The 20,237-nt window shown below is 49.7% G+C and carries 18 protein-coding genes; 16 read left to right on the forward strand and 2 right to left on the reverse strand.

All coding sequences use genetic code 11. The features are described 5' to 3' along the window. Window position 1 precedes the first annotated feature (1 nt). The 10 genes from OCV62_RS07070 to OCV62_RS07115 all read left to right on the forward strand — a co-directional run bounded on the left by OCV62_RS07070 (window position 2) and on the right by OCV62_RS07115 (window position 11,267). Window positions 2-979, forward strand: coding sequence for a hypothetical protein (locus OCV62_RS07070; RefSeq protein WP_262585735.1), 978 nt, complete (start codon window positions 2-4; stop codon window positions 977-979). A gap of 12 nt (window positions 980-991) precedes the next feature. Beyond that, on the forward strand, window positions 992-1,855 hold the full coding sequence (gene cdaA / locus OCV62_RS07075) for a diadenylate cyclase CdaA (protein WP_021915232.1): 864 nt from the start codon (window positions 992-994) through the stop codon (window positions 1,853-1,855). Next, complete coding sequence (locus tag OCV62_RS07080) at window positions 1,845-3,137, forward strand: CdaR family protein (RefSeq protein WP_262585736.1); 1,293 nt, start codon at window positions 1,845-1,847, stop codon at window positions 3,135-3,137. Before cdaA ends, OCV62_RS07080 begins: the two co-directional genes overlap by 11 nt. 129 nt (window positions 3,138-3,266) lie before the next feature. Then, window positions 3,267-4,616 carry a phosphoglucosamine mutase gene (gene glmM / locus OCV62_RS07085; RefSeq protein ID WP_021915230.1) on the forward strand — a complete coding sequence of 450 codons (1,350 nt, stop codon included), beginning with the start codon at window positions 3,267-3,269 and terminating at the stop codon, window positions 4,614-4,616. 127 nt (window positions 4,617-4,743) lie between these two features. Beyond that, window positions 4,744-5,007, forward strand: coding sequence for an HPr family phosphocarrier protein (locus OCV62_RS07090; RefSeq protein WP_021915229.1), 264 nt, complete (start codon window positions 4,744-4,746; stop codon window positions 5,005-5,007). A gap of 288 nt (window positions 5,008-5,295) precedes the next feature. Continuing rightward, window positions 5,296-6,981, forward strand: a complete 1,686-nt coding sequence (leuA, locus tag OCV62_RS07095) for a 2-isopropylmalate synthase (RefSeq protein ID WP_262585737.1) — start codon at window positions 5,296-5,298, stop codon at window positions 6,979-6,981. A gap of 94 nt (window positions 6,982-7,075) precedes the next feature. Continuing rightward, window positions 7,076-8,293: a type III PLP-dependent enzyme domain-containing protein gene (locus tag OCV62_RS07100; RefSeq protein ID WP_262585738.1), complete on the forward strand. Its 1,218-nt coding sequence runs from the start codon at window positions 7,076-7,078 to the stop codon at window positions 8,291-8,293. Further along, window positions 8,290-9,267, forward strand: a complete 978-nt coding sequence (locus tag OCV62_RS07105; protein WP_262585739.1) for an ATP-grasp domain-containing protein — start codon at window positions 8,290-8,292, stop codon at window positions 9,265-9,267. Before OCV62_RS07100 ends, OCV62_RS07105 begins: the two co-directional genes overlap by 4 nt. Before the next feature lie 111 nt (window positions 9,268-9,378). Next, on the forward strand, window positions 9,379-9,636 hold the full coding sequence (locus OCV62_RS07110) for a hypothetical protein (protein WP_118763362.1): 258 nt from the start codon (window positions 9,379-9,381) through the stop codon (window positions 9,634-9,636). Between the two features lie 32 nt (window positions 9,637-9,668). Then, complete coding sequence (locus tag OCV62_RS07115) at window positions 9,669-11,267, forward strand: alpha-amylase family protein (RefSeq protein WP_262585740.1); 1,599 nt, start codon at window positions 9,669-9,671, stop codon at window positions 11,265-11,267. A 148-nt stretch (window positions 11,268-11,415) separates the two neighbouring features. Here OCV62_RS07115 and OCV62_RS07120 read toward each other — a convergent pair whose 3' ends face one another. Next, complete coding sequence (locus OCV62_RS07120) at window positions 11,416-11,763, reverse strand: branched-chain amino acid transporter permease (RefSeq protein ID WP_262585741.1); 348 nt, start codon at window positions 11,761-11,763, stop codon at window positions 11,416-11,418. Next, a complete protein-coding gene (locus tag OCV62_RS07125; RefSeq protein WP_262585743.1) occupies window positions 11,760-12,440 on the reverse strand; it encodes an AzlC family ABC transporter permease in 681 nt (226 codons plus the stop codon). The genes OCV62_RS07120 and OCV62_RS07125 overlap by 4 nt, the downstream gene beginning before the upstream one ends. Before the next feature lie 252 nt (window positions 12,441-12,692). Here OCV62_RS07125 and OCV62_RS07130 point away from each other — a divergent pair, with 252 nt between their 5' ends. The 6 genes from OCV62_RS07130 (at window position 12,693) to OCV62_RS07155 (ending at window position 20,047) form a co-directional block, all read left to right on the forward strand. Further along, window positions 12,693-13,643 carry a S1 RNA-binding domain-containing protein gene (locus OCV62_RS07130; protein ID WP_262585744.1) on the forward strand — a complete coding sequence of 317 codons (951 nt, stop codon included), beginning with the start codon at window positions 12,693-12,695 and terminating at the stop codon, window positions 13,641-13,643. 459 nt (window positions 13,644-14,102) lie between these two features. Next, window positions 14,103-16,070 (forward strand): methionine--tRNA ligase, encoded by a 1,968-nt coding sequence (gene metG / locus OCV62_RS07135; RefSeq protein ID WP_262585746.1) that lies wholly within the window; start codon window positions 14,103-14,105, stop codon window positions 16,068-16,070. Between the two features lie 172 nt (window positions 16,071-16,242). Continuing rightward, window positions 16,243-17,190: an alpha/beta fold hydrolase gene (locus OCV62_RS07140; RefSeq protein WP_262585747.1), complete on the forward strand. Its 948-nt coding sequence runs from the start codon at window positions 16,243-16,245 to the stop codon at window positions 17,188-17,190. Between the two features lie 54 nt (window positions 17,191-17,244). Beyond that, on the forward strand, window positions 17,245-17,850 hold the full coding sequence (locus OCV62_RS07145; RefSeq protein WP_262585748.1) for a DUF1002 domain-containing protein: 606 nt from the start codon (window positions 17,245-17,247) through the stop codon (window positions 17,848-17,850). A 98-nt stretch (window positions 17,851-17,948) separates the two neighbouring features. Further along, window positions 17,949-18,722 (forward strand): YesL family protein, encoded by a 774-nt coding sequence (locus OCV62_RS07150; RefSeq protein ID WP_021915217.1) that lies wholly within the window; start codon window positions 17,949-17,951, stop codon window positions 18,720-18,722. A gap of 215 nt (window positions 18,723-18,937) precedes the next feature. Next, window positions 18,938-20,047 (forward strand): ABC transporter ATP-binding protein, encoded by a 1,110-nt coding sequence (locus OCV62_RS07155; RefSeq protein WP_117962151.1) that lies wholly within the window; start codon window positions 18,938-18,940, stop codon window positions 20,045-20,047. Window positions 20,048-20,237 lie beyond the last annotated feature (190 nt).

A 20,237-nucleotide genomic window follows, 5' to 3' on the forward strand; every position in this document is an offset into this window, starting at 1 on the left:
GATGACACAGCTGCTTGTAATCAGAGAATACATAAAAAATTTTTACACAAAATATGAAGAATTTATCGTTCCCCTGTTGAAATTTGTGTTGGGACTTATTTTGTTTCTGACGATCAACGGCAGAATGGGCTATATGGAAAAAATCGACCACGTTGCGATCGTGCTGGTGGCGGCGCTTCTGTGCTCGTTCCTCCCGCTGGGCGTGATGGTATTTTTGAGCGCAATGTTTCTGTTGCTGCATACCTATGCGCTGTCTGCGGAATGCGTTGTGGTTCTGCTGCTTGCCTATATTATCGTGTTGGTGATTTATCTGCGGTTTGCACCGAAAGCGCATTTGCTGCTGCTTTTGACACCGCTTCTGTTTGTGTGGAAGATCCCTTATGCGGCTCCGCTGGCAGCGGGACTGTTCGGGACACCGGGAGCTGCGGCTGCGGTTGCAGGCGGCGTAGTGGTATATTATGTGCTGGCATATATTACCGGCAATGCGCAGGCGTTTGGCGGCGGGGAAAGCGATACCATGCTGCAGCGCTTCAGCGATATGGGAACCGGCGTGATCGAAAATAAAGAAATGCTGATTGTAGTGACGGCGTTTGCCATCACAGCGATTTTGGTTTATGCGATCCGCCGCATGAGCATTAACTATTCCAGAGCGATCGCTGTTTTGGTCGGAACGCTGGCAGATATCGTAATTTTGCTGATCGGGGATCTGATGTATGACGCGAATTTTTCACTGGCGGGCGTGATTCTTGGCAGTATTTTATGTGCGCTGATCGCACTGGTGATGCAGTTTTTCCAGTTCAATCTGGATTATGCGCGCACCGAAAAAGTGCAGTTTGAAGATGATGAGTATTATTACTATGTAAAAGCGGTTCCCAAAATGGCAGTGGCAGTGCCGGAGAAGCGGGTAAAACGGATCACGACGCAGCGCGCAAACCAGAATGTCCGCCACAGCCATGGGAAGGGCAAAACCAGAAAATAGTGAGATAGAACAATGGAACAGATCAAAGAGTTTGCGGACAGATATCTGACACAGATACAATTTATAGGACCAATGGATATTGTGGAGATTATCCTCATTTCTCTGATGGTCTATTATCTACTGATCTTTATTCGGAATACCAGGGCATGGCAGCTGTTAAAGGGTGTGTTCGTCATTCTGGTATTTCTTGTGATTGCCGAAATCCTGCAGATGGATACGATCCTCTGGATTGCGAGGACGGCGTTTCAGTTTGCAACAATTGCGCTGATCGTCGTGCTGCAGCCGGAGCTGCGCAAGGCGCTGGAACAGCTCGGACAGAAAAATCTGATCCGTTCCGTCATTCCCTTTGAATCCTCCAAGCCGGAGGAGGGACTCTTTTCCGACCGGACGATCCGTGAGATCGTAAAGGGCTGTGTGGAAATGTCCCGGGCAAAGACGGGCGCGCTGATCGTTGTCAGACAGCTGGACTCCCTGGCAGAATATGAACGTACCGGCATTGCAGTGGATGGTATTGTGACCAGCCAGCTGCTGATCAATATTTTCGAAAAAAATACGCCGTTACATGACGGCGCAGTGATCGTACAGGGGAACCGCGTGACCTATGCGACCTGCTATCTGCCGTTGTCGGACAATATGCGTCTGAGCAAGGATCTCGGAACGAGACACCGTGCAGGCGTCGGTATTTCCGAGGTAACGGATTCCATGACAGTGATCGTGTCAGAGGAAAATGGCAAGATCAGCGTCGCTTATGAAGGAACGTTAAGCAGAGGACTGACGGCGGAGGAACTGGAAGAAAAGCTGAGATCAATTCAGAAAAAACCGACCGATGAGAAAGCGCACAAACGCTGGAAGGGGTGGTTCCACAATGAAAAGTAAGCTCATGCACAATCTGGGTCTGAAGATTATGGCGGTGTTGATTTCCGTTGTGCTGTGGATGCTGGCGGTTGACATCAATGATCCGGTGATAAATAAATATATCAATAATGTACAGGTACAGCTGACCAATACGGGGGCACTGACCGGACAGGGAAAAACCTACCGTATAGTGGACAATTCCGATACGATCCGTGTTTCCGTGCGCGCACCGAAGTCTGCAATCAGCGCAATCGATGCGCAGAGCGTGACGGCAAAGGCAGACCTGTCTGAAATTACAGATGACGGGCGCGTACCGATCGAGCTGTCGTTAAGCAGCGGCCTGGATGTGGAAAAGATCACTTCAGACAGACAGTATGTACAGTTACAGGTAGAAAATAAAAAGACAAGACAGTTAAGCATAGAGGTTGCCAAAAACGGGACACTTCCGGATGGATATGCGACCGGCAGGATCGATATGGAAACCAATACACTCAGCATCAGCGGCCCGGAATCAGCGGTGAATGCGGTAAGCCGCGCAGTGGTGGATATTTCTCTGGATAATGTGACAGCGAATGTGGAAATCGATGCGACAATCCGCCTGCTGGATGCAGACGGCAACGAAATCACCAGCAGTGAAATCCGCAAAAATGTGGACAGCGTAAAGGTAACCGTTCCGATTCTGGAGACGAAGGAGGTCACAATCAGTGCTTCCGCTATAGGAGAACCGGCGGATGGTTATGAACAGACTGGAACGGTAACGGTGTCTCCTGCAACGGTGAAAATTGCAGGACGGGCGGCTGTGCTGGATAAGATCTCGGAGATCACGATCCCGGCAGAGGAACTTGATCTGACGGATGCGACAGCACCGGTGACGAATACGATTGATATCAGAGAATATCTTCCTTCGGACATATCGCTTGCAGATGCTGATTTTGACGGAACAGTAACGGTATCCGCGGATATCGAGCAGATCCGACGCAAGACGATCAGCTTTGATGCGGACAGCGTCCAGCTTTTGAACATTCCGGACGGTTGGCTGGCAGAAGCAGTCAGCGGACAGAATCTGCAGCTGACGGTCAGAGGTCTGCAGGACAATTTGGATCATGTGGATGCAGGGACAATCACGCCTCACGCGGATTTGTCTGCATTGATAGATGAAAACGGCACTGTGACGGCAGGAGAACAGGAAGTGACGGTGAAATTTTTACTTCCCGCTTCTGTGGATCAGGTCAATGTGGTTACGGTGCAGGTGCATCTGACTCAGCTTGCTGCTTCGAATACAGATGCACAGGAAGCTCAGTAAAAGCCGGGCAGGAGAAAATGTAAACGGCGCCCGGAGCAGGGAATGCAGAGCTTGTGGGTTGAATCAGGGCTGCAAACGAAATCCCGAAATCCGGAAGGCTTTGCAGCTTTATAACAGGAGGAAGAGATCATGTCGAGAATGTTCGGAACAGATGGTGTAAGAGGTGTTGCAAATGAAGAGCTGACGCCGCTTTTAGCGATGCAGCTGGGGCAGGCAGGCGCATATGTCCTGACCCGTGAAAACAAGCACAAACCTACAATTATGGTTGGCTGTGACACAAGAATGTCTGGCGATATGCTGGCAAACGCACTGATGGCAGGAATCTGCAGCGTAGGCGCAAATGCGGTTTATGTGGGCGTGATTCCGACTCCGGCGATCGCTTATCTGACCAAGAAATATAAGGTAGAAGCCGGTGTTGTGATTTCTGCATCCCACAACCCGATGGAGTTTAATGGCATTAAATTCTTTGACGGCAATGGCTACAAGCTGCCGGATGCTCTGGAGGATGAGATCGAAGCCCTGATCAAGAACAACATGAATCGTGTGGAATTTCCGACAGGCTCCAGCGTTGGACGGATCAAGTACCGCAAGGACGCAAGAGAGGAATATATCAATCATGCAGTTCGGGCAGTTCCGGTGGATCTGACGAACCTGAAGGTGGTTGTGGACTGTGCAGAGGGTGCATCTCATTATACTTCCATAGAAGCTCTGCGTCAGCTTGGCGCACAGGTTGTTCCGATTCACAATATGCCGGATGGCACGAATATCAATGCAAACTGTGGCTCAACCCATATGGAAGAGCTGCAGGCCCGCGTTGTTTACGAAAAGGCAAATATCGGTCTGGCGTTTGACGGCGACGCAGACCGCCTGCTGGCAGTGGATGAGCTGGGCAACGTCGTGGATGGTGATCAGATCATGGCGATTGTAGGTGCACATATGCGCAACATGGGCAAGCTGAAACAGAACACGATCGTGGCGACTGTCATGAGTAACCTTGGTCTGTTTCTGTTTGGTGAGAAAGAAAAGATCCATATCGAAAAAACCAAGGTCGGTGACCGTTATGTGCTGGAGCGTATGCGGGAAATCGGCGCGAGCCTTGGCGGTGAGCAGTCCGGTCATATTATTTTCCTGGATGAAAATACGACCGGTGATGGTCTGCTGTCTGCGCTGCATCTGTTAGAGGTTATGGTAGTGACCGGAAAACCGCTGTCTGAGCTTTCCAAGATTATGACAGTCCTGCCGCAGGCACTGGTTAATGTTACCGTTCCGAATCACCGCAAAGAGCACTTTATGGAATATCCGGAAATCGCGGCTGCGATCGAAGAGCTGGAAAAAGAGTTTGCAGGAGAAGGCCGCGTACTGATCCGTCCTTCGGGCACAGAGCCGAAGGTGCGTGTCATGATCGAGGGTAAGGACAAAGAACGCATTGATAAAGAAGCACATAGAATTGCAGATCTGATTCAGCAGCTGATGCTGTAATCCAGATATAACTTGTGTTCCGGCTGCAGATGGGGCTTTTGGAACGGGTTGGTGCTTGCCAGATGGGTGCGATAATGGTATGATAATCATGTAAAGATCCGCATTGGGCGGAAAGGGGAGAACAGATATGGTACGCCAGAAGGTAGTAATCAAAAACCCGACAGGACTTCACCTAAGACCGGCTGGAAATCTATGCAAGGAAGCAATCAAATATAAATCGCTGATTACGTTTACATTTCGGGACAGCACGGCGAACGCGAAGAGCGTTCTAAGTGTTCTGGGCGCATGTGTAAAATGTGGCGATGAAATTGAACTGATATGCGACGGACCGGACGAAGAAGAAGCGCTGACAGCCCTGACCGAGGCAATTGAAGGCGGACTGGGGGAGTAAGCTGCAAGGGCAGCAGAAGAACTTTGTTGGACAGGATTGTTTTGTTGAGTGAAACAGGACTGTTTCGTGAAGAGATCAGAAGAGGAGGTCAGACCTGGAGCAGATTTTCAGGCTGGGTTCCTCTTTTTCATGACAATAGAATGCTCGCAGAGCGTGCATTCTATTGTTTGATACCAGGGTCAAAAGGGCGTTTCGTAGTCTCACAACCCGGTATCTTATAGCAAAGTGACAGCTACATTGCTCATAAATACAGTCAGAATGACAGGACACGAAGGGAGAGAAAAAGCAATGATGAATTATCAGAAATACCGCCGTAATCCGGTAATTGACTATCCGGAGCGCCAGTGGCCAGGTAAAGAGATTGAGAAAGCACCCATATGGTGCAGCGTAGACCTGCGCGACGGCAACCAGGCACTGGTAGATCCGATGGTAGTAGAAGAAAAGATCGAAATGTTCCAGTATCTGATAAAGCTGGGCTTTAAGGAAATCGAAGTTGGTTTCCCGGCAGCAAGTCAGATTGAATTCGATTTTCTGCGCCACCTGATTGAGCATGATATGATTCCGGATGACGTATATGTTCAGGTGCTGACACAGTGCCGGGAAGAGCTGATCGCGCGTACCTTTGAATCGATTCAGGGCTGTAAGCAGGCAATCGTACATATTTATAACTCTACGTCCACATTGCAGAGAGATGTCGTGTTCCACATGGATCGTCCGCATATCGTGGACATTGCGGTAAAGGGAACCGAGCTGGTAAAAAAATATGCCGCAGACTTCCAGGGCAAGATCGTCCTGGAATATTCTCCGGAAAGCTTTACCGGAACAGAGTTGGACTTTGCACTTGAAATCTGTACCGCAGTTCAGAAAACCTGGGGCGCAACGAAAGAAAATCCAATCATTATCAATCTGCCGTCTACTGTAGAGATGAATACGCCGAACGTTTATGCAGATCAGATCGAGTGGATGAACCGTCATTTTGAAAACAGAGAGAGCATTATTTTAAGTATCCATCCTCATAACGACAGAGGAACCGGTGTTGCGAGCGCGGAGCTGGCGCTGCTTGCAGGCGCAGAGCGTGTCGAAGGAACTCTGTTTGGAAACGGCGAGCGTACCGGTAACGTGGACGTTTTAAATATCGCCTACAACATGTTCTCCCAGGGCATCAACCCTGAGCTGGAAATCGGACATGTCAACGATATTATCGGTATTTACGAAAGATGCTGCAAGATCCCGATCCATCCGAGACATCCTTATGCCGGCAAGCTGGTATTTACCGCATTCTCCGGTTCCCATCAGGATGCGATCAACAAGGGCGTGCAGGCAATGAAGGAGAGAAAGAGCGAAATCTGGCAGGTTCCTTATCTGCCGATCGATCCTGCCGATATCGGAAGGGAGTACGAGCCCATCGTGCGTATCAATTCCCAGTCCGGCAAGGGCGGTGTCGCTTTCGTTATGGATACTTATTTTGGCTTCAAGCTGCCCAAGGCGATGCACAAAGAGTTTGCAAATGTTATCCAGAAGATATCCGAGAAGCAGGGCGAGGTTTCCCCGCAGCAGATCATGGACAATTTCAAGCGCGAGTATCTGGATCAGAAGGAACCTCTGCACTTCAAGAAGCTGAGAATCGAGGATCTGAGCGGAGATGTGGAATCCGGCGAATTCGATACAAAGGTTATCGTGGACTACACGCTGGCAGGCAAGCCCGGTACATTCGATGCAGTCGGCAACGGCCCGATCGATGCGGTCAAGAGAGGACTGCAGGTTACCTTCGGCATGAATATCAGAGTGCTTGATTACGAGGAGCATGCGCTGCAGAACGGTTCCAACGCGCAGGCAGCAGCATATATCCATATGATGGATGCAGAGAGCGGACGCGTTACTTATGGTGTTGGCGTAAGCTCCAACATCACAAGAGCATCTGTACGCGCAATGTTCTCGGCGGTCAACCGTCTGGAGCTGGTAACGGGCGTATAAGAGACGCATACAACAAAAGAAGAGCTGCGATAAAAGCAGAAAACCGAACCGTTTTGTCGTTTTGGCAGAACGGTTCCTTCATAAGGAGAAAAGTATGGCATATCAGACTCCCTATTTTGTGATCGATGAAAATCAGCTGACGAAAGATTTTCAGATGCTGAAAAGCTCCCTGGAAACATCCTGGGGCAATTACCGGATCGGATATTCCTTTAAAACGAATTCCCTGCCGTGGCTGGTAACCTTTTTAAAGGCGGGCGGCGTGATGGCGGAGGTTGTATCCGACGATGAATATTCGCTGGCCGGCGCACTTGGCTTTTCCGATTCTGAAATTGTATACAATGGACCGGTCAAAAAACGTCCGTCGTTTGAACGGGTGCTGCTTGCAGGCGGCATCCTGAATATGGACGGCAGACGGGAGCTGGACTGGATGGAAGAGCTGGCAGCAGCGCATCCGACACAGACGTTTCGGGTCGGAATCCGGGTCAATTTTGATCTGGAAAAAATGTGCCCGGGACAGACGACGATGGGCGAAGCCGGAGGAAGATTTGGATTCAGCTATGAAAACGGGACATTTGCAGCCGTTTTAGAGCGCGTGCGGCGCATTCCGAATGTTGAGGTCACGGGCTTACATCTGCATTCCAGCAGTAAGTCCAGAAGTGTCGCGGTATTCGAAGCAATTGCTTCGATGGCATGTAAATTAAAGCGGGAATTTTCCCTGAACCTGTCTTATGTGGATCTGGGCGGCGGTTATTGCGGCGGTCTGGAAGGACGTCCGCAGTATCCGGACTATTTTCCGGCTGTGGCGAAGGTTTTACAAGAAGAATTTACGCCAGAACGAACAATGTTAATCGTTGAGCCGGGCATTTCTCTTTTGTCAAAGGCAAGTACGTTTGTGACAGGCGTCGTGGATGTGCGTGATATCGGAAACGAGCGGTATTTGATCACGGACGGAAGCCGTTTCAATATCGACCCGACGATGATTAAGAGCAGCCACCTGTTCCATCTGGAATTGAATGAGGCAAACCCGGGTGCAGAGCAGCGAAAAACGATGGCGCACCAGTGCGTATCGGGCTATTCCTGCATGGAAGTGGACCGGATTTTTGAATACCGCGACGGAATCGAGCTGATGGAGGGCGACCGGATTGTTTATGAAAATGTGGGCGGCTATACGATGAGCCTGAATCCGTTGTTTATCCAGTATTTCCCGGACGTTTATATCCGCCGGGACGGGAAGCTTTATAAGATCAGAAACCGCTGGACGCCGAAGGAATATATGCAGAACAGCATGTTGTATGGAGAAGAACAAAAATGACGACGATCTTGATTTTGAGCTGCGGAACGCGCAATAAGCTGGTACGTTTTTTTAAAGAAGCCTTTCATAGTCTGCCGGGCGGCGGAAGGGTGGTCGTGACGGACTGCAGCCCGTGGGCACCTGCACTGTACGAGGCGGATGCATTTTATCTGGTACCGCCGATGAAGGATCCCGGATACGAAGACAGGATTCTGGAAATCTGCATGCGGGAACAGGTCAATGCACTGCTTCCACTGTTTGAGGATGAGCTGGATCTGCTGGCACAGAACCGGAAGAAGTTTGAGGAAAAAGGGATCACAGCGATTGTATCGGACGCAGAAAGCGTTGCAGTCTGCCGGGATAAGTACGGCTTTTTCTCCCTGCTGCAGAAAAACGGACTGCCGGTGCTGTATACGAGCGCATCTCTGGAAGAGTTTGACTCGGATTACGCGGAAGGAAAGATTGCGTTCCCGGTATTTGTAAAGCCTGTTCGGGGCTGCGGAAGCGTCGGCATCAGCCGGGTGGACAACCGCGAGCTTCTTGGTGTGCTGTGCCGTTATAGCAAAGAGCCGCTGTTGATCCAGCAGTATGCGGACGGTGAGGAATTCGGCGCGGATATTTACGTCGATTTGATTTCCAAAAAACCTGTAGCTATTTTTACGAAGAAAAAAGTGCGGATGCGGGCGGGCGAAACCGAAAAATCGATTTCCGTCAAAGATCCTGCGCTGTTTGAAGTGATTGAAAAGACGGTTTCCGCGCTTTCGCTGGCAGGTCCGATCGACATGGATATTTTCCGGATTGACGGCAAATATTATATTTCCGAAATCAATCCGCGGTTTGGCGGCGGCTATCCCCACGCATGGCACTGCAACGTGAGGTTCCCGGAGCTGATCGCGAAAAATCTGCGCGGCGAGGAAAATGAGCCGCAGATCGGCGCATACGAAGCGGACATGTGTATGATGAAATATTCCGACGAGATCGTGCGGAAGCTGTGAGACGCAGTGAAATAAAAATCCATGCTTCTGAGTCAAAATAGCATGGATATAAACAATAGAATGCACGCTCTGCGAGCATTCTATTGTCATGAATAAAAAAGACATGTTAGAATGAAGGGAGAAATGGAGCAGATGACGGAACTTGAAGCTGAGTGTCGGCATAGATACCGGGTTCGGAGCATCCGGGAGGATGATTACGGCTGTGAAGAGCGTCCGGAGGGCGTTTGGCCGACCGTGCTTGTTGAATTGGAGGATGAAAACGGACAGCTCCGTCTGCTCCGGCAAAAGGATCACTATCTGTATGAACAGCAGATCGAGGAGGGCGATCAGGTGATTCTGGAACAGGAGATTCTGAAAAGAATAGAATAATCTGGGAAAGGCTAACAAGAGGGGAAAGGATAATGAAAACAGAAGAGAAAAGAAACCTACTGAGACAGCCGGATGAGATCAGGCTGATGACAGGCAGTGCGCAGACGGAGCAGGAGACCGCGCCCGATGCAGCTGCTTTCAGAGCAGGTGACGTTACAGTGGAGTTTGCGGAAGCCGACGGCAGCCTTGCGGTATTCGTGCAGGCACAGAACACACCGGTTCGGGAGCTTGTGCTTACCTGGAAAGCTATATTTGGCGGGGCGGGCGAGGTGCTCGGGGACACCTGGGAACGCGGTTACGGTGATCTGGAATGGAAAAAGGAAGCAGATCATATCGGAATGCCGTGGTACTTTTTCCGGCATGAAGCGGGAAAATGCCTGGCATTTGGTGTAAAGGTGCGTCCATCTGCCATGTGCTGGTGGGAAAAGGACGGTGCGGATGTAAAGCTGCATCTGGACGTACGCTGCGGTACGTATGGCGTGAAGCTTGGCGGACGGAAGCTGGAAGCTGCAAGGGTCGTTATGGCGTCCTATGTGCTGGAAGAAGCCGATACGCCGGTAGAAGTATTTGAAGCCTGCAGGGCGTTTTGCAGCGAGATGTGCGACGATCCCGACTGTAGAGATACTGTAATTTACGGCGGGAACAACTGGTACTATGCCTATGGAAAAAGCTCTGCAAGGGAAATTCTCGAAGACAGCGCATATCTTGCGGAGATGACGGAGGGCATCGAAAACCGCCCGTTTATGGTGATGGATGACGGCTGGCAGATCGATCACAGCGATTCTTATAACGGAGGTCCCTGGCGGGTTGGCAATGCGGATTACGGGGACATGGGAGAGCTCGCTGCGCAGATGAGGGCAAAAAATGTGCGCCCCGGCATCTGGTTTAGACCGCTGTACGATCATTCTGCGGATATTCCGGCAGAGTGGAGGCTGGAGCGCAATGCAGAGGTGTTCGATATTTCTGTACCAGAGGTTCTGGAACATATCGCACAGGATATCAGACAGCTTGGAGACTGGGGCTATGAGCTGATCAAACACGATTTTTCGACCTATGATATCTTTGGTTACTGGGGAGTTGAGATGGGAACCAGGCTGACGGCTGGCAGTTGGCGCTTCCATGACGATACAAAAACCACGGCAGAACTGATCGTTCGTTTTTATGAAGTCATTCATGAAGCAGCAAAACGCGAGGATCGTCAGGACGTCCTGATTCTTGGCTGCAACTGTATCGGACATCTGGGCGCAGGGCTGATGCAGGGAAATCGTACCGGAGACGATACAAGCGGTGTAGAATGGGAAAGGACCCGGAAAATGGGCATCAACACGCTGGCATTCCGGATGCTGCAGCAGGGGACGTTTTACGGGGCGGATGCAGACTGCGTCGGAATCACAGAGCATATTGACTGGAACAAGAACCGACAGTGGATGGAAGTGCTTGCAGAAAGCGGGACGCCGTTTTTTGTATCGGTAAAACCGGGATTTCTGAACGAGAGTCAGAAGGAAGAGTTAAAAGAAGCATACCGGAAGGCATCACAGCCGCACCCGGTAGCAGTGCCGCTGGACTGGATGGAGACAAAAACGCCTGAAAAATGGCAGACCTACGCCGGCAGAAGAGAATACAATTTTTAAAAAGAAAGAAGCCGCTGCGCTGGCAGAATGTGTCGCGCGGCGGCTTCTTTATCGTATAGGAAACTTCGTTTCCATACGATAATAAATGCTTTACGAGGATGCGCACTCGGCGCAAGAATGTGCCAAGGCACATTTTTTTTTACAGAACTTACGCGGGTACCGGAAAAACGAGCTGCACGAGCAGCATGTATAAAACCGTGCCGCCGACGATGGAGAGCAGCAGGTTGTGCCTCCATTTGTGGACGACAATGACGAACACGGCACTGAAGAGCTCCGGCAGTCCATGAGAACCGGAAAATACAGAGACATTTTTAAAACAGTAAACGACGAGCATTGCGATCGAAGCGCTCGGGAGCGCTGCGCCGAGGTAGGCAACAACGCGCGGCGTTTCTTTTCCGGCGGGAAACAGGAAAAACGGAAGGGCGCGGATCAGAAAAGTGCCGAGCGCGATAATGCCGATTGTGATCACAAGCTGCAGGGGAGTCTGTATGGTCATTTGGAAATCTCCTTTCGAAATAACAAAAGTGCGGCTAAAATGCCAGCCATGGAAAAGAGCAGGAAACGGTCAGAGCCAACGACGATCAAACTGATCAGCGTGATGCCAAGACCGAGCAGGGCGGGAAGCCTGGAGTGTGCTTTTTCCCATTGTTCGACAAAAATTACCAGAAACAGTGCTGTCATGGCAAAGTCAATGCCTGTGGAATCAAAAGGCAGGAAGCTGCCGGCAGCAGCGCCGATACAGGATCCGATGATCCAGTAGAGTTGATCGAGCAGCGAGATAAAGAACAGAAACCAGTCCGGATCAATTCCTTCCGGGGCGCTGACTCCGCAGAGAAGAGAGTAGGTTTCATCTGTCAGGGAAAAAATCATATAGGGCTTGCGTTTTCCCATGCGTTCAAACGGTTTTAACATGGAAAGACCGTAGAACAGATGCCTTGCATTTACCATGAGCGTCAGCAAAAAAGCAGAAACCGGAGAAAATGCAGAGGTCATCAGGCTGATGGCGGCAAACTGCATCGAACCGGCGTAGATAAACGTACTCATGAGGAACGCCCAGAGGACGGAAAAACCGTTTTCGGCGATCAGGACGCCGAACGCTGCGCCGAGAAAAAGATAGCCGAGCATGACGGGGACTGTGTAGGGAACAGCAGCCCATAGCGCTTTTCGTTTCATAAAAATAGTAACCTCCTAAGTTAGTAGGATAAAATGCGATATCAGTTTAACGCGATACAGTGGTCTTGTCAAATGATTCGCAGGAAAGCATCGAAGATGGGATTTTACAAATGGCGCGTGTGAACAGTAACCCTGTAGGTACATTCGCTGCAAAATCGCGGAAGCCGGGATGGAATTTCTATAAAAAACGTGCTAAAATTCAGAAAAGGAACGAGGCGGCATGAAATTGTCTGCCCGGTAAGGAGGAGAACGATGTCAGAAGAAAAAAAGGGAATTGCGGATGCAGAAAACAGCACAACGACAGAGACGATGGCGGATTATGCAAGGGAGCTGGAAGCTTCTTTCCGTACAATCCGGGAGGGGGATGTGATTTCCGGAACCGTTATCGACGTGCGGGAAACCGGCGTAACGCTGGATCTCGGTTACTATGCGCCTGCGGTTATTAAAACAGAGGATTTGAGCAAGGATCCGTCGTTTTCCGTGCTGGCGGATATCCATGTCGGAGATACGCTGGAAGGAACTGTTGTCAAAAGAGACGATGGAGCCGGCAATATCCAGATGTCCTGCGTAGAAGCAGCAGAGACACTCGGCTGGGACAGACTCAAACAGTATCAGGAAGAAAAGACGATTCTCAAGATAAAGGTAAGCGAAAGCGTCAATCAGGGCGTAACTGCTTATGTGGAAGGAATCCGCGGATTTATCCCGGCGTCCCAGCTGGCACTGGATTATGTGGAGGATACGACGGAGTTTGTCGGGAAAACGCTGGAAGTGCGCGTGATTACGGTGGATTCAGACCGCCAGAAGCTTGTGTTGTCCGCAAAGGATGTCCTGAAAGAAAAGGAAGCGGAGCGCCTGAACCATAAAATTTCCATGATCGTGCCTGGTACAGTTGTAGAGGGACGCGTGGAAAGTCTGATGCCATACGGTGCATTTGTGGATCTTGGCGATGGATTAAGTGGTTTGGTACACATTTCCCAGATCAGCCAGAAGCGTCTGAAAAAGCCTTCAGAGGTGCTGACAGTCGGGGATACCGTGCGGGCAGTTGTTTTAAATACGAAGGACAACCGGATCAGCCTGAGCATCAAGGCTGCAGCCGAGAACGCAGAGCCGGACGAGCTGGAAGAAAAACAGGCGGCAGAGTACAGCTCGAATGAGGCGGTCGGAACCTCGCTGGGCGACCTGCTGAAGGGGTTAAAGCTGTGAGCCAGCCGTTGACAGGCCAGGCCTTTTGTGCTACTGTAAGCATATGAAGCTGCGGTCAGATGTGGCGGCAGCCGGATATTGAAAAAGAGAATGCAAAGACGGAGAGAGTACATCCGGGGAAGCTTTACAGAGAGGACTTTTGAATGCAGCCCGATACAGGCGGCAGGAAGCTGAGAGAAGTCGGGAAGAAGCGGATGGAACATGGCTCCCGAGCGGCGCACCGAACCGGAGAGGTAAGGCTGCGACAGGTCCGCCTGTTATAGCGGAAGGGTCTTGCACCAAACGGCGCAGCACCCGATAAGATATACTTTGTGAGAAGTATATGAACAGAAGTGGTACCGCGAACGATTCGCCTTCTTGTTGTGGCTTTTTAGCTGCAATGAGGAGGCGATTTTTTATTCATGACAATAGAATGCTCGCAGAGCGTGCATTCTATTGTTGCGACATTAAGGAGGAAGCATGAGCAAAGGAAAATTTTACATGACAACTGCCATTGCGTATGCATCGGGCAAACCGCATATCGGCAATACCTATGAAGCAGTTCTGGCAGACAGCATCGCGCGGTTTAAGAGAAAAGACGGATATGATGTCTTTTTCCAGACCGGAACAGACGAGCATGGACAGAAAATTGAATTAAAGGCAGCGGAAGCGGGCGTAACACCTCAGGAATACGTAGATAAGGCTTCCGCAGAAATCAAGAGAATCTGGGATCTGATGGGTACTTCTTATGACAAGTTCATCCGTACGACAGAACCGGATCACGAAAAACAGGTACAGAAAATTTTCAAGCGCCTGTATGATCAGGGCGATATTTACAAAGGCTCTTATGAAGGAATGTATTGTACGCCATGTGAATCCTTCTGGACACAGTCCCAGTTAAAGGACGGAAAATGTCCGGACTGCGGCAGAGAAGTGAAACCTGCAAAGGAAGAAGCATATTTCTTCAGAATGAGCAAATATGCGCAGCGCCTGATCGACCATATCAACAGCCATCCGGAATTTATCCAGCCGGTATCCCGCAAAAACGAGATGATGAACAATTTCCTGCTTCCCGGACTGCAGGATCTGTGCGTTTCCAGAACCTCTTTCAAATGGGGTATCCCGGTTGATTTCGATGAGAAACACGTTGTTTATGTATGGCTGGATGCGCTGACCAACTATATTACCGGTATCGGCTACGATGCGGAAGGCAACAGCAGCGAGCAGTATAAAAAGCTCTGGCCGGCTGATCTGCATCTGATCGGAAAAGATATCATCCGCTTCCATACAATTTACTGGCCGATTTTCCTGATGGCATTGAATGAGCCCCTGCCCAAGCAGGTATTTGGTCATCCCTGGCTGCTGCAGGGTGATGGCAAGATGAGCAAATCCAAAGGAAACGTGCTGTATGCGGATGATCTGGTAGATTTCTTCGGCGTGGACGCAGTCCGCTATTTCGTACTGCATGAGATGCCGTTTGAAAATGATGGCGTAATCAGCTGGGAGCTGATGGTGGAACGGTTAAATTCCGATCTCGCCAATACGCTGGGCAACCTGGTAAATCGTACGATTTCCATGAGCAACAAGTATTTCGGCGGCGTTGTAGCGGATAAGGGCGCAGCAGAGGCAGTTGATGAGGATCTGAAAGCAGTTGTAACCGGAACCTACGATAAGGTTGCGGCAAAGATGGAAGGCTGGAGAGTCGCAGACGCGATCACCGATATTTTTACGCTGTTCAAGCGCTGCAACAAATATATCGACGAGACAGAACCGTGGGTGCTGGCAAAAGACCCTGCAAAAGCAGACCGTCTTGCTACCGTATTGTATAACCTGACAGAGAGCATTGTAATCGGTGCGTCCCTGCTGGAGCCTTATATGCCGGGCACTGCGGAAAAGATCGCAGCCCAGCTCAATACTTCTCTGCGCAGCTTCGAAGAATGCACGACCTTCGGCGGCTATATATCCGGCAGCAAAGTTACAGAGAAACCGGAAATCCTGTTCGCAAGACTGGATGTAAAGGAAGTTCTGGAAAAGGCAGCAGTGATGTTTGAGGCGCGTAAGGCACTGGCGGAAGAGGCTGAGGAAGAAAAAGAAGAGGACGTGATGGAGCTGACGAAAAAGCCGGAGATCACCTTTGAAGATTTCGAAAAGATGCAGTTCGCGGTTGGCGAAATCATCAAATGCGAACCGGTTCCGAAGTCTAAAAAGCTTCTCTGCTCCCAGGTAAAAATCGGGAAAGAAGTAAAACAGATCGTTTCCGGAATCCGCGCACATTACACGGCAGAAGAGATGGTAGGCAAAAAGGTTATGGTTTTAGTGAACTTAAAGCCTGCAAAGCTCGCCGGTGTTCTGTCGGAAGGCATGCTGCTGTGTGCAGAGGATGCCGAAGGCAATCTTGCGCTGGTAACACCGGAGAAAAATATGCCTGCCGGAGCAGAGATCTGCTGACGGTTAGAGTTGACCGGAACTTTATATAATGTTAATATAAAAATGTGAGGGCCGCAGAAGAGAATTTGCTGTGAAAAAGCAGCAGGATTTTTCTTGCTGCGGCTCTGTCTGTAAACGGAGGCATGCGACTGTTTCCGGAAAAAGAGGGGAAAACGAAACGGGGGAACGGGATATGAAAAAAGAAGAAATTTTTTTCCTGTCAAGAGATGGTAAAACGAAGATTCATGCAGTAAAATGGATACCGGAGGGTAAACCGGTCTGTATCCTGCAGATCGTGCACGGTATGGCGGAATATATCGAACGATATGAGCGTCTGGCCTCCGTACTGACCAGGCAGGGGATTCTGGTGACCGGGGAGGATCATCTGGGACACGGAAAGAGCGTCGGGGAAAACGGGATCTACGGCTATTTCTGCGCGCATGATCCGGCGACGGTGGTAGTTCGGGATGTTCATCGTCTCAAAAAAATGGTGCAGGAGCAGTACCCCGGTGTTCCGTATCTGTTATTGGGACATAGCATGGGGTCTTTCATCCTCCGCAATTACCTGAGCCGTTACGGCAGCGGAATTGACGGAGCGATCGTGATGGGAACCGGTATGCAGCCGAAGGCGGTTTTAAATGCAGCCAAAGCAGTGACGAAGCTTCAGAAGGCTTTTTTAGGGGATACGCATGTGAGCCGTCTGTTGGACAAAATGGCATTTGGAAGCTATCAGAAAAAGATTACAGACGGCGTTGGAAGCATGGATTGGCTGTCCCGGGACAAAAAAGAGGTTCAAAAATACCTGGACGATCCGCAGTGCGGCTTCGTCTTTACAGTCAACGGGTTTGAGACGCTGTTTGAACTGATCGGCAGGCTTCACGACCCGGAAAGCATTCATAAAATTCCCAAAGAGCTTCCGGTTCTGTTTGTCGCAGGACAGGAGGATCCGGTCGGCAGCTATGGCAAAGCGGTTCTGGAGGTTGTAGAAAGCTTTCAAAACAGCGGGATGACACAGGTAGAATGCAAATTATATCCTGGTATGCGTCACGAGCTGGTCAATGAAATCGGCCGGGAAGAGGTGGATGCAGACCTTTTAAAATGGATTTTAAATACAGCCCGGGTGGCTGGACAGAGTTTTTAGAAAATGCAGTTTTAGGTTTCATTTGTCGCTTAAGCGGCAGAATGCGAGGAGAATATGAAGAAAACAGGGATTGCAGCAATGATGTTATCGACGGCGATTGCAGTATCCAGCATCGCTGTACCGGTCTGTGCAGCGCCGGGACAGACGGCGGAGAGTGCGCAGATGCAGGAACAGCCGCAGACAGAGACAGAGCCCGCCAAATCCATCAGCGATGAGGATTTTGCAAAGCTGCTGGATTTTGTAAAAGAAAAGTGGGACGCAGGCGAGCTGGATAACGCAGAGGATATCAAAGCTGCGATCAGCGAGGGAGAAAAAGAGTTCGGCGTTTCCCTTGACGAGAGCACGAGAACGACGCTTGCTTCCGCGCTGCAGCAGTTAAACGGGATCGGCTTAAACCATGAGACGGTCATTGCGCTTGCACAGAAAATGTATGAAAGCTACGGTGATACGCTGGTAGAAAACCTTTCGGATGCGCTGCAGGAGCAGCTTGCAGGTCCTCTCGGCGAGACGATTCAGGAACAGCTGATCGAACCTGCAAAAGAGACTGTGATGGAGACTGCCAAAGCGATTGCAGCTAACACAGCGCAGCATTTCTGGCAGGACCTGAAGCAGAGCGTGATCGATTTCCTGAACCATGTTTTCCAGAAAGGGGAAAACTGACGCCAGATTTTCCTGATATAGACAGCTAAAAAATGATCTAAAACCGCACGAACGGTTTTTGATAAATTTTGACAACAAGAGAAGAGAGGAATGTATGAATGAAGCTTTTTAACCTGGACAGCCCGGTCATGGTCTTTTTGAGCAAGGTTGCCAACCTGATGATCCTGAACGTGCTGACAATCATCTGCTGTATTCCGATTTTTACGGCAGGGGCGGCGATTACGGCACTGTATTATGTGACGATCAAAATGGCGAGAGGGGATGACCCGTATATCATAAAAGGATATTTTAAGTCCTTTAAAGAGAATTTTAAGCAGGCGACGATCATCTGGCTGATTATGCTTGTTGTGATTGCGATTATCGCAGTGGACTGGAGAGTCACGCTGGTGATGATGACAGGAAGCAGTGCAAAGATCATGAAAACGGTGCTGTTTATCGTATCCTTCCTCCTGCTGCTGACCGGCCTTTATATTTTCCCGGTTTTGTCCAGATTTGACAACACTGTAAAAAATACCTTCCGGAACGCGTTCCTGATCAGCTTTATGAACCTGCCTAAGAGCGTCCTGATCGTGATCATCCATCTGATTCCGGTTGCTTTATTACTGGTAACGATCCAGGCTCTGCCGTTTCTGTTCCTTCTTGGAGTCCCTGCAGTCGCATATTTCAGCAGTCTGCTGTATGTCGGGATCTTCAAACGCTTTGAGCCGGAAGAACAGGTACAGGATGGCGAGAACCTGGCTCCCCTGTCCTTTATCGTAGAGGAAGAACAGGCAAAGCAGGCGGCACTGGAAGCGGAAGCAGCGGCAAAAACAGCAGAATCCGCAGAAAACAAGACAGAAACAGATGCTGTTGAAACCGAAAATCAGATTTAACCAGACAGTGCTTTGGCAAAGTGCATAGATAGAAACGATACGTTTTGTTCAAAACGCTGATGAACTTTTGGAGTTAAAATCTTTTTTGGCAGATTCCACAAGCATCTCCAAAAAGTTTGTGGAATACTGGTATAGCCAAAATCGGGCATTTTCGGTATACTAGATCTAGATTCAATCGAGAAAGCTCGAGATTAAATTTTCAGGGAGGCAAAATAATGGCAAGCTTATCTTTAAAGAACATTTGCAAAGTGTACCCCAATGGTTTTGAGGCTGTTAAAAACTTCAACCTCGAGATCGCAGATAAAGAGTTTATCATTTTCGTAGGCCCTTCAGGTTGTGGTAAGTCCACTACCCTTCGTATGATCGCTGGTCTGGAAGATATCTCTTCCGGTGAACTGAAGATCGGTGACAGAGTGGTTAACGATGTAGAGCCTAAGGACAGAGATATCGCGATGGTATTCCAGAACTACGCTCTGTATCCTCATATGACCGTATATGATAACATGGCATTCGGTCTGAAATTAAGAAAAGTTCCGAAGGACGAAATCGACAAGATGGTAAAAGAAGCTGCAAAGATCCTGGATCTGACTCAGCTGCTTGATCGTAAGCCGAAGGCTCTGTCCGGTGGTCAGAGACAGCGTGTTGCTATGGGACGTGCTATCGTTCGTAACCCTAAGGTATTCCTGATGGACGAGCCTCTGTCCAACCTGGATGCTAAGCTGCGTGTACAGATGCGTATCGAGATCGCTAAGCTGCATCAGAGACTGGGCACCACCATCATCTATGTAACACATGACCAGACCGAGGCTATGACACTGGGTACCAGAATCGTAGTTATGAAAGACGGCGTTATCCAGCAGGTAGATACTCCTCAGAACCTGTATGAGAAGCCTCAGAACCTGTTCGTAGCAGGATTCATGGGATCTCCTCAGATGAACTTCCTGGATGCAGTTGTAAGAATCAACGGCACTGCAGTAACTCTGGAAGTAGCTGGTCAGTCCATCCCGCTTCCTCCTGCAAAGGCTAAGAAGCTGATTGATGGCGGTTACAACGGAAAGACTGTTGTTATGGGTATCCGTCCTGAAGACGTTTACGATTCCGAGATGTTCATTGAGACCGCTAAATGCGTATTCTCTTCTACTATCAAGGTTTACGAACTGCTTGGTGCTGAAGTATTCCTGTACTTCGATCTGGGCGAGTTCCCGATGACCGCAAGAGTAGATCCTCGTTCCAATGCAAGACCTGGCGACACTGTTAGATTTGCATTCGATGTTGAGAAGATCCACGTATTCGACAAAGAGACCGAGCAGGTTATCACCAACTAATCAAGAGCATAGAAAAGAGCCATTGCGAAATGCAATGGCTCTTTTTGAATTCTACAGTTCACTCGTGCCTTTTTATGAGCAAAAGGAGCTGCGAAGCAGCGGAAAGCATCGAAGATGCGGTTCATGACAATAGAATGTTCGCGAAGCGTACATTCTATTGTATTGCGAATGGCGCGTGAGAACTGTATCG

The organism is Gallintestinimicrobium propionicum, assembly GCF_025567525.1.
GTDB classification, from domain to species: Bacteria; Bacillota; Clostridia; order Lachnospirales; family Lachnospiraceae; genus Gallintestinimicrobium; species Gallintestinimicrobium propionicum.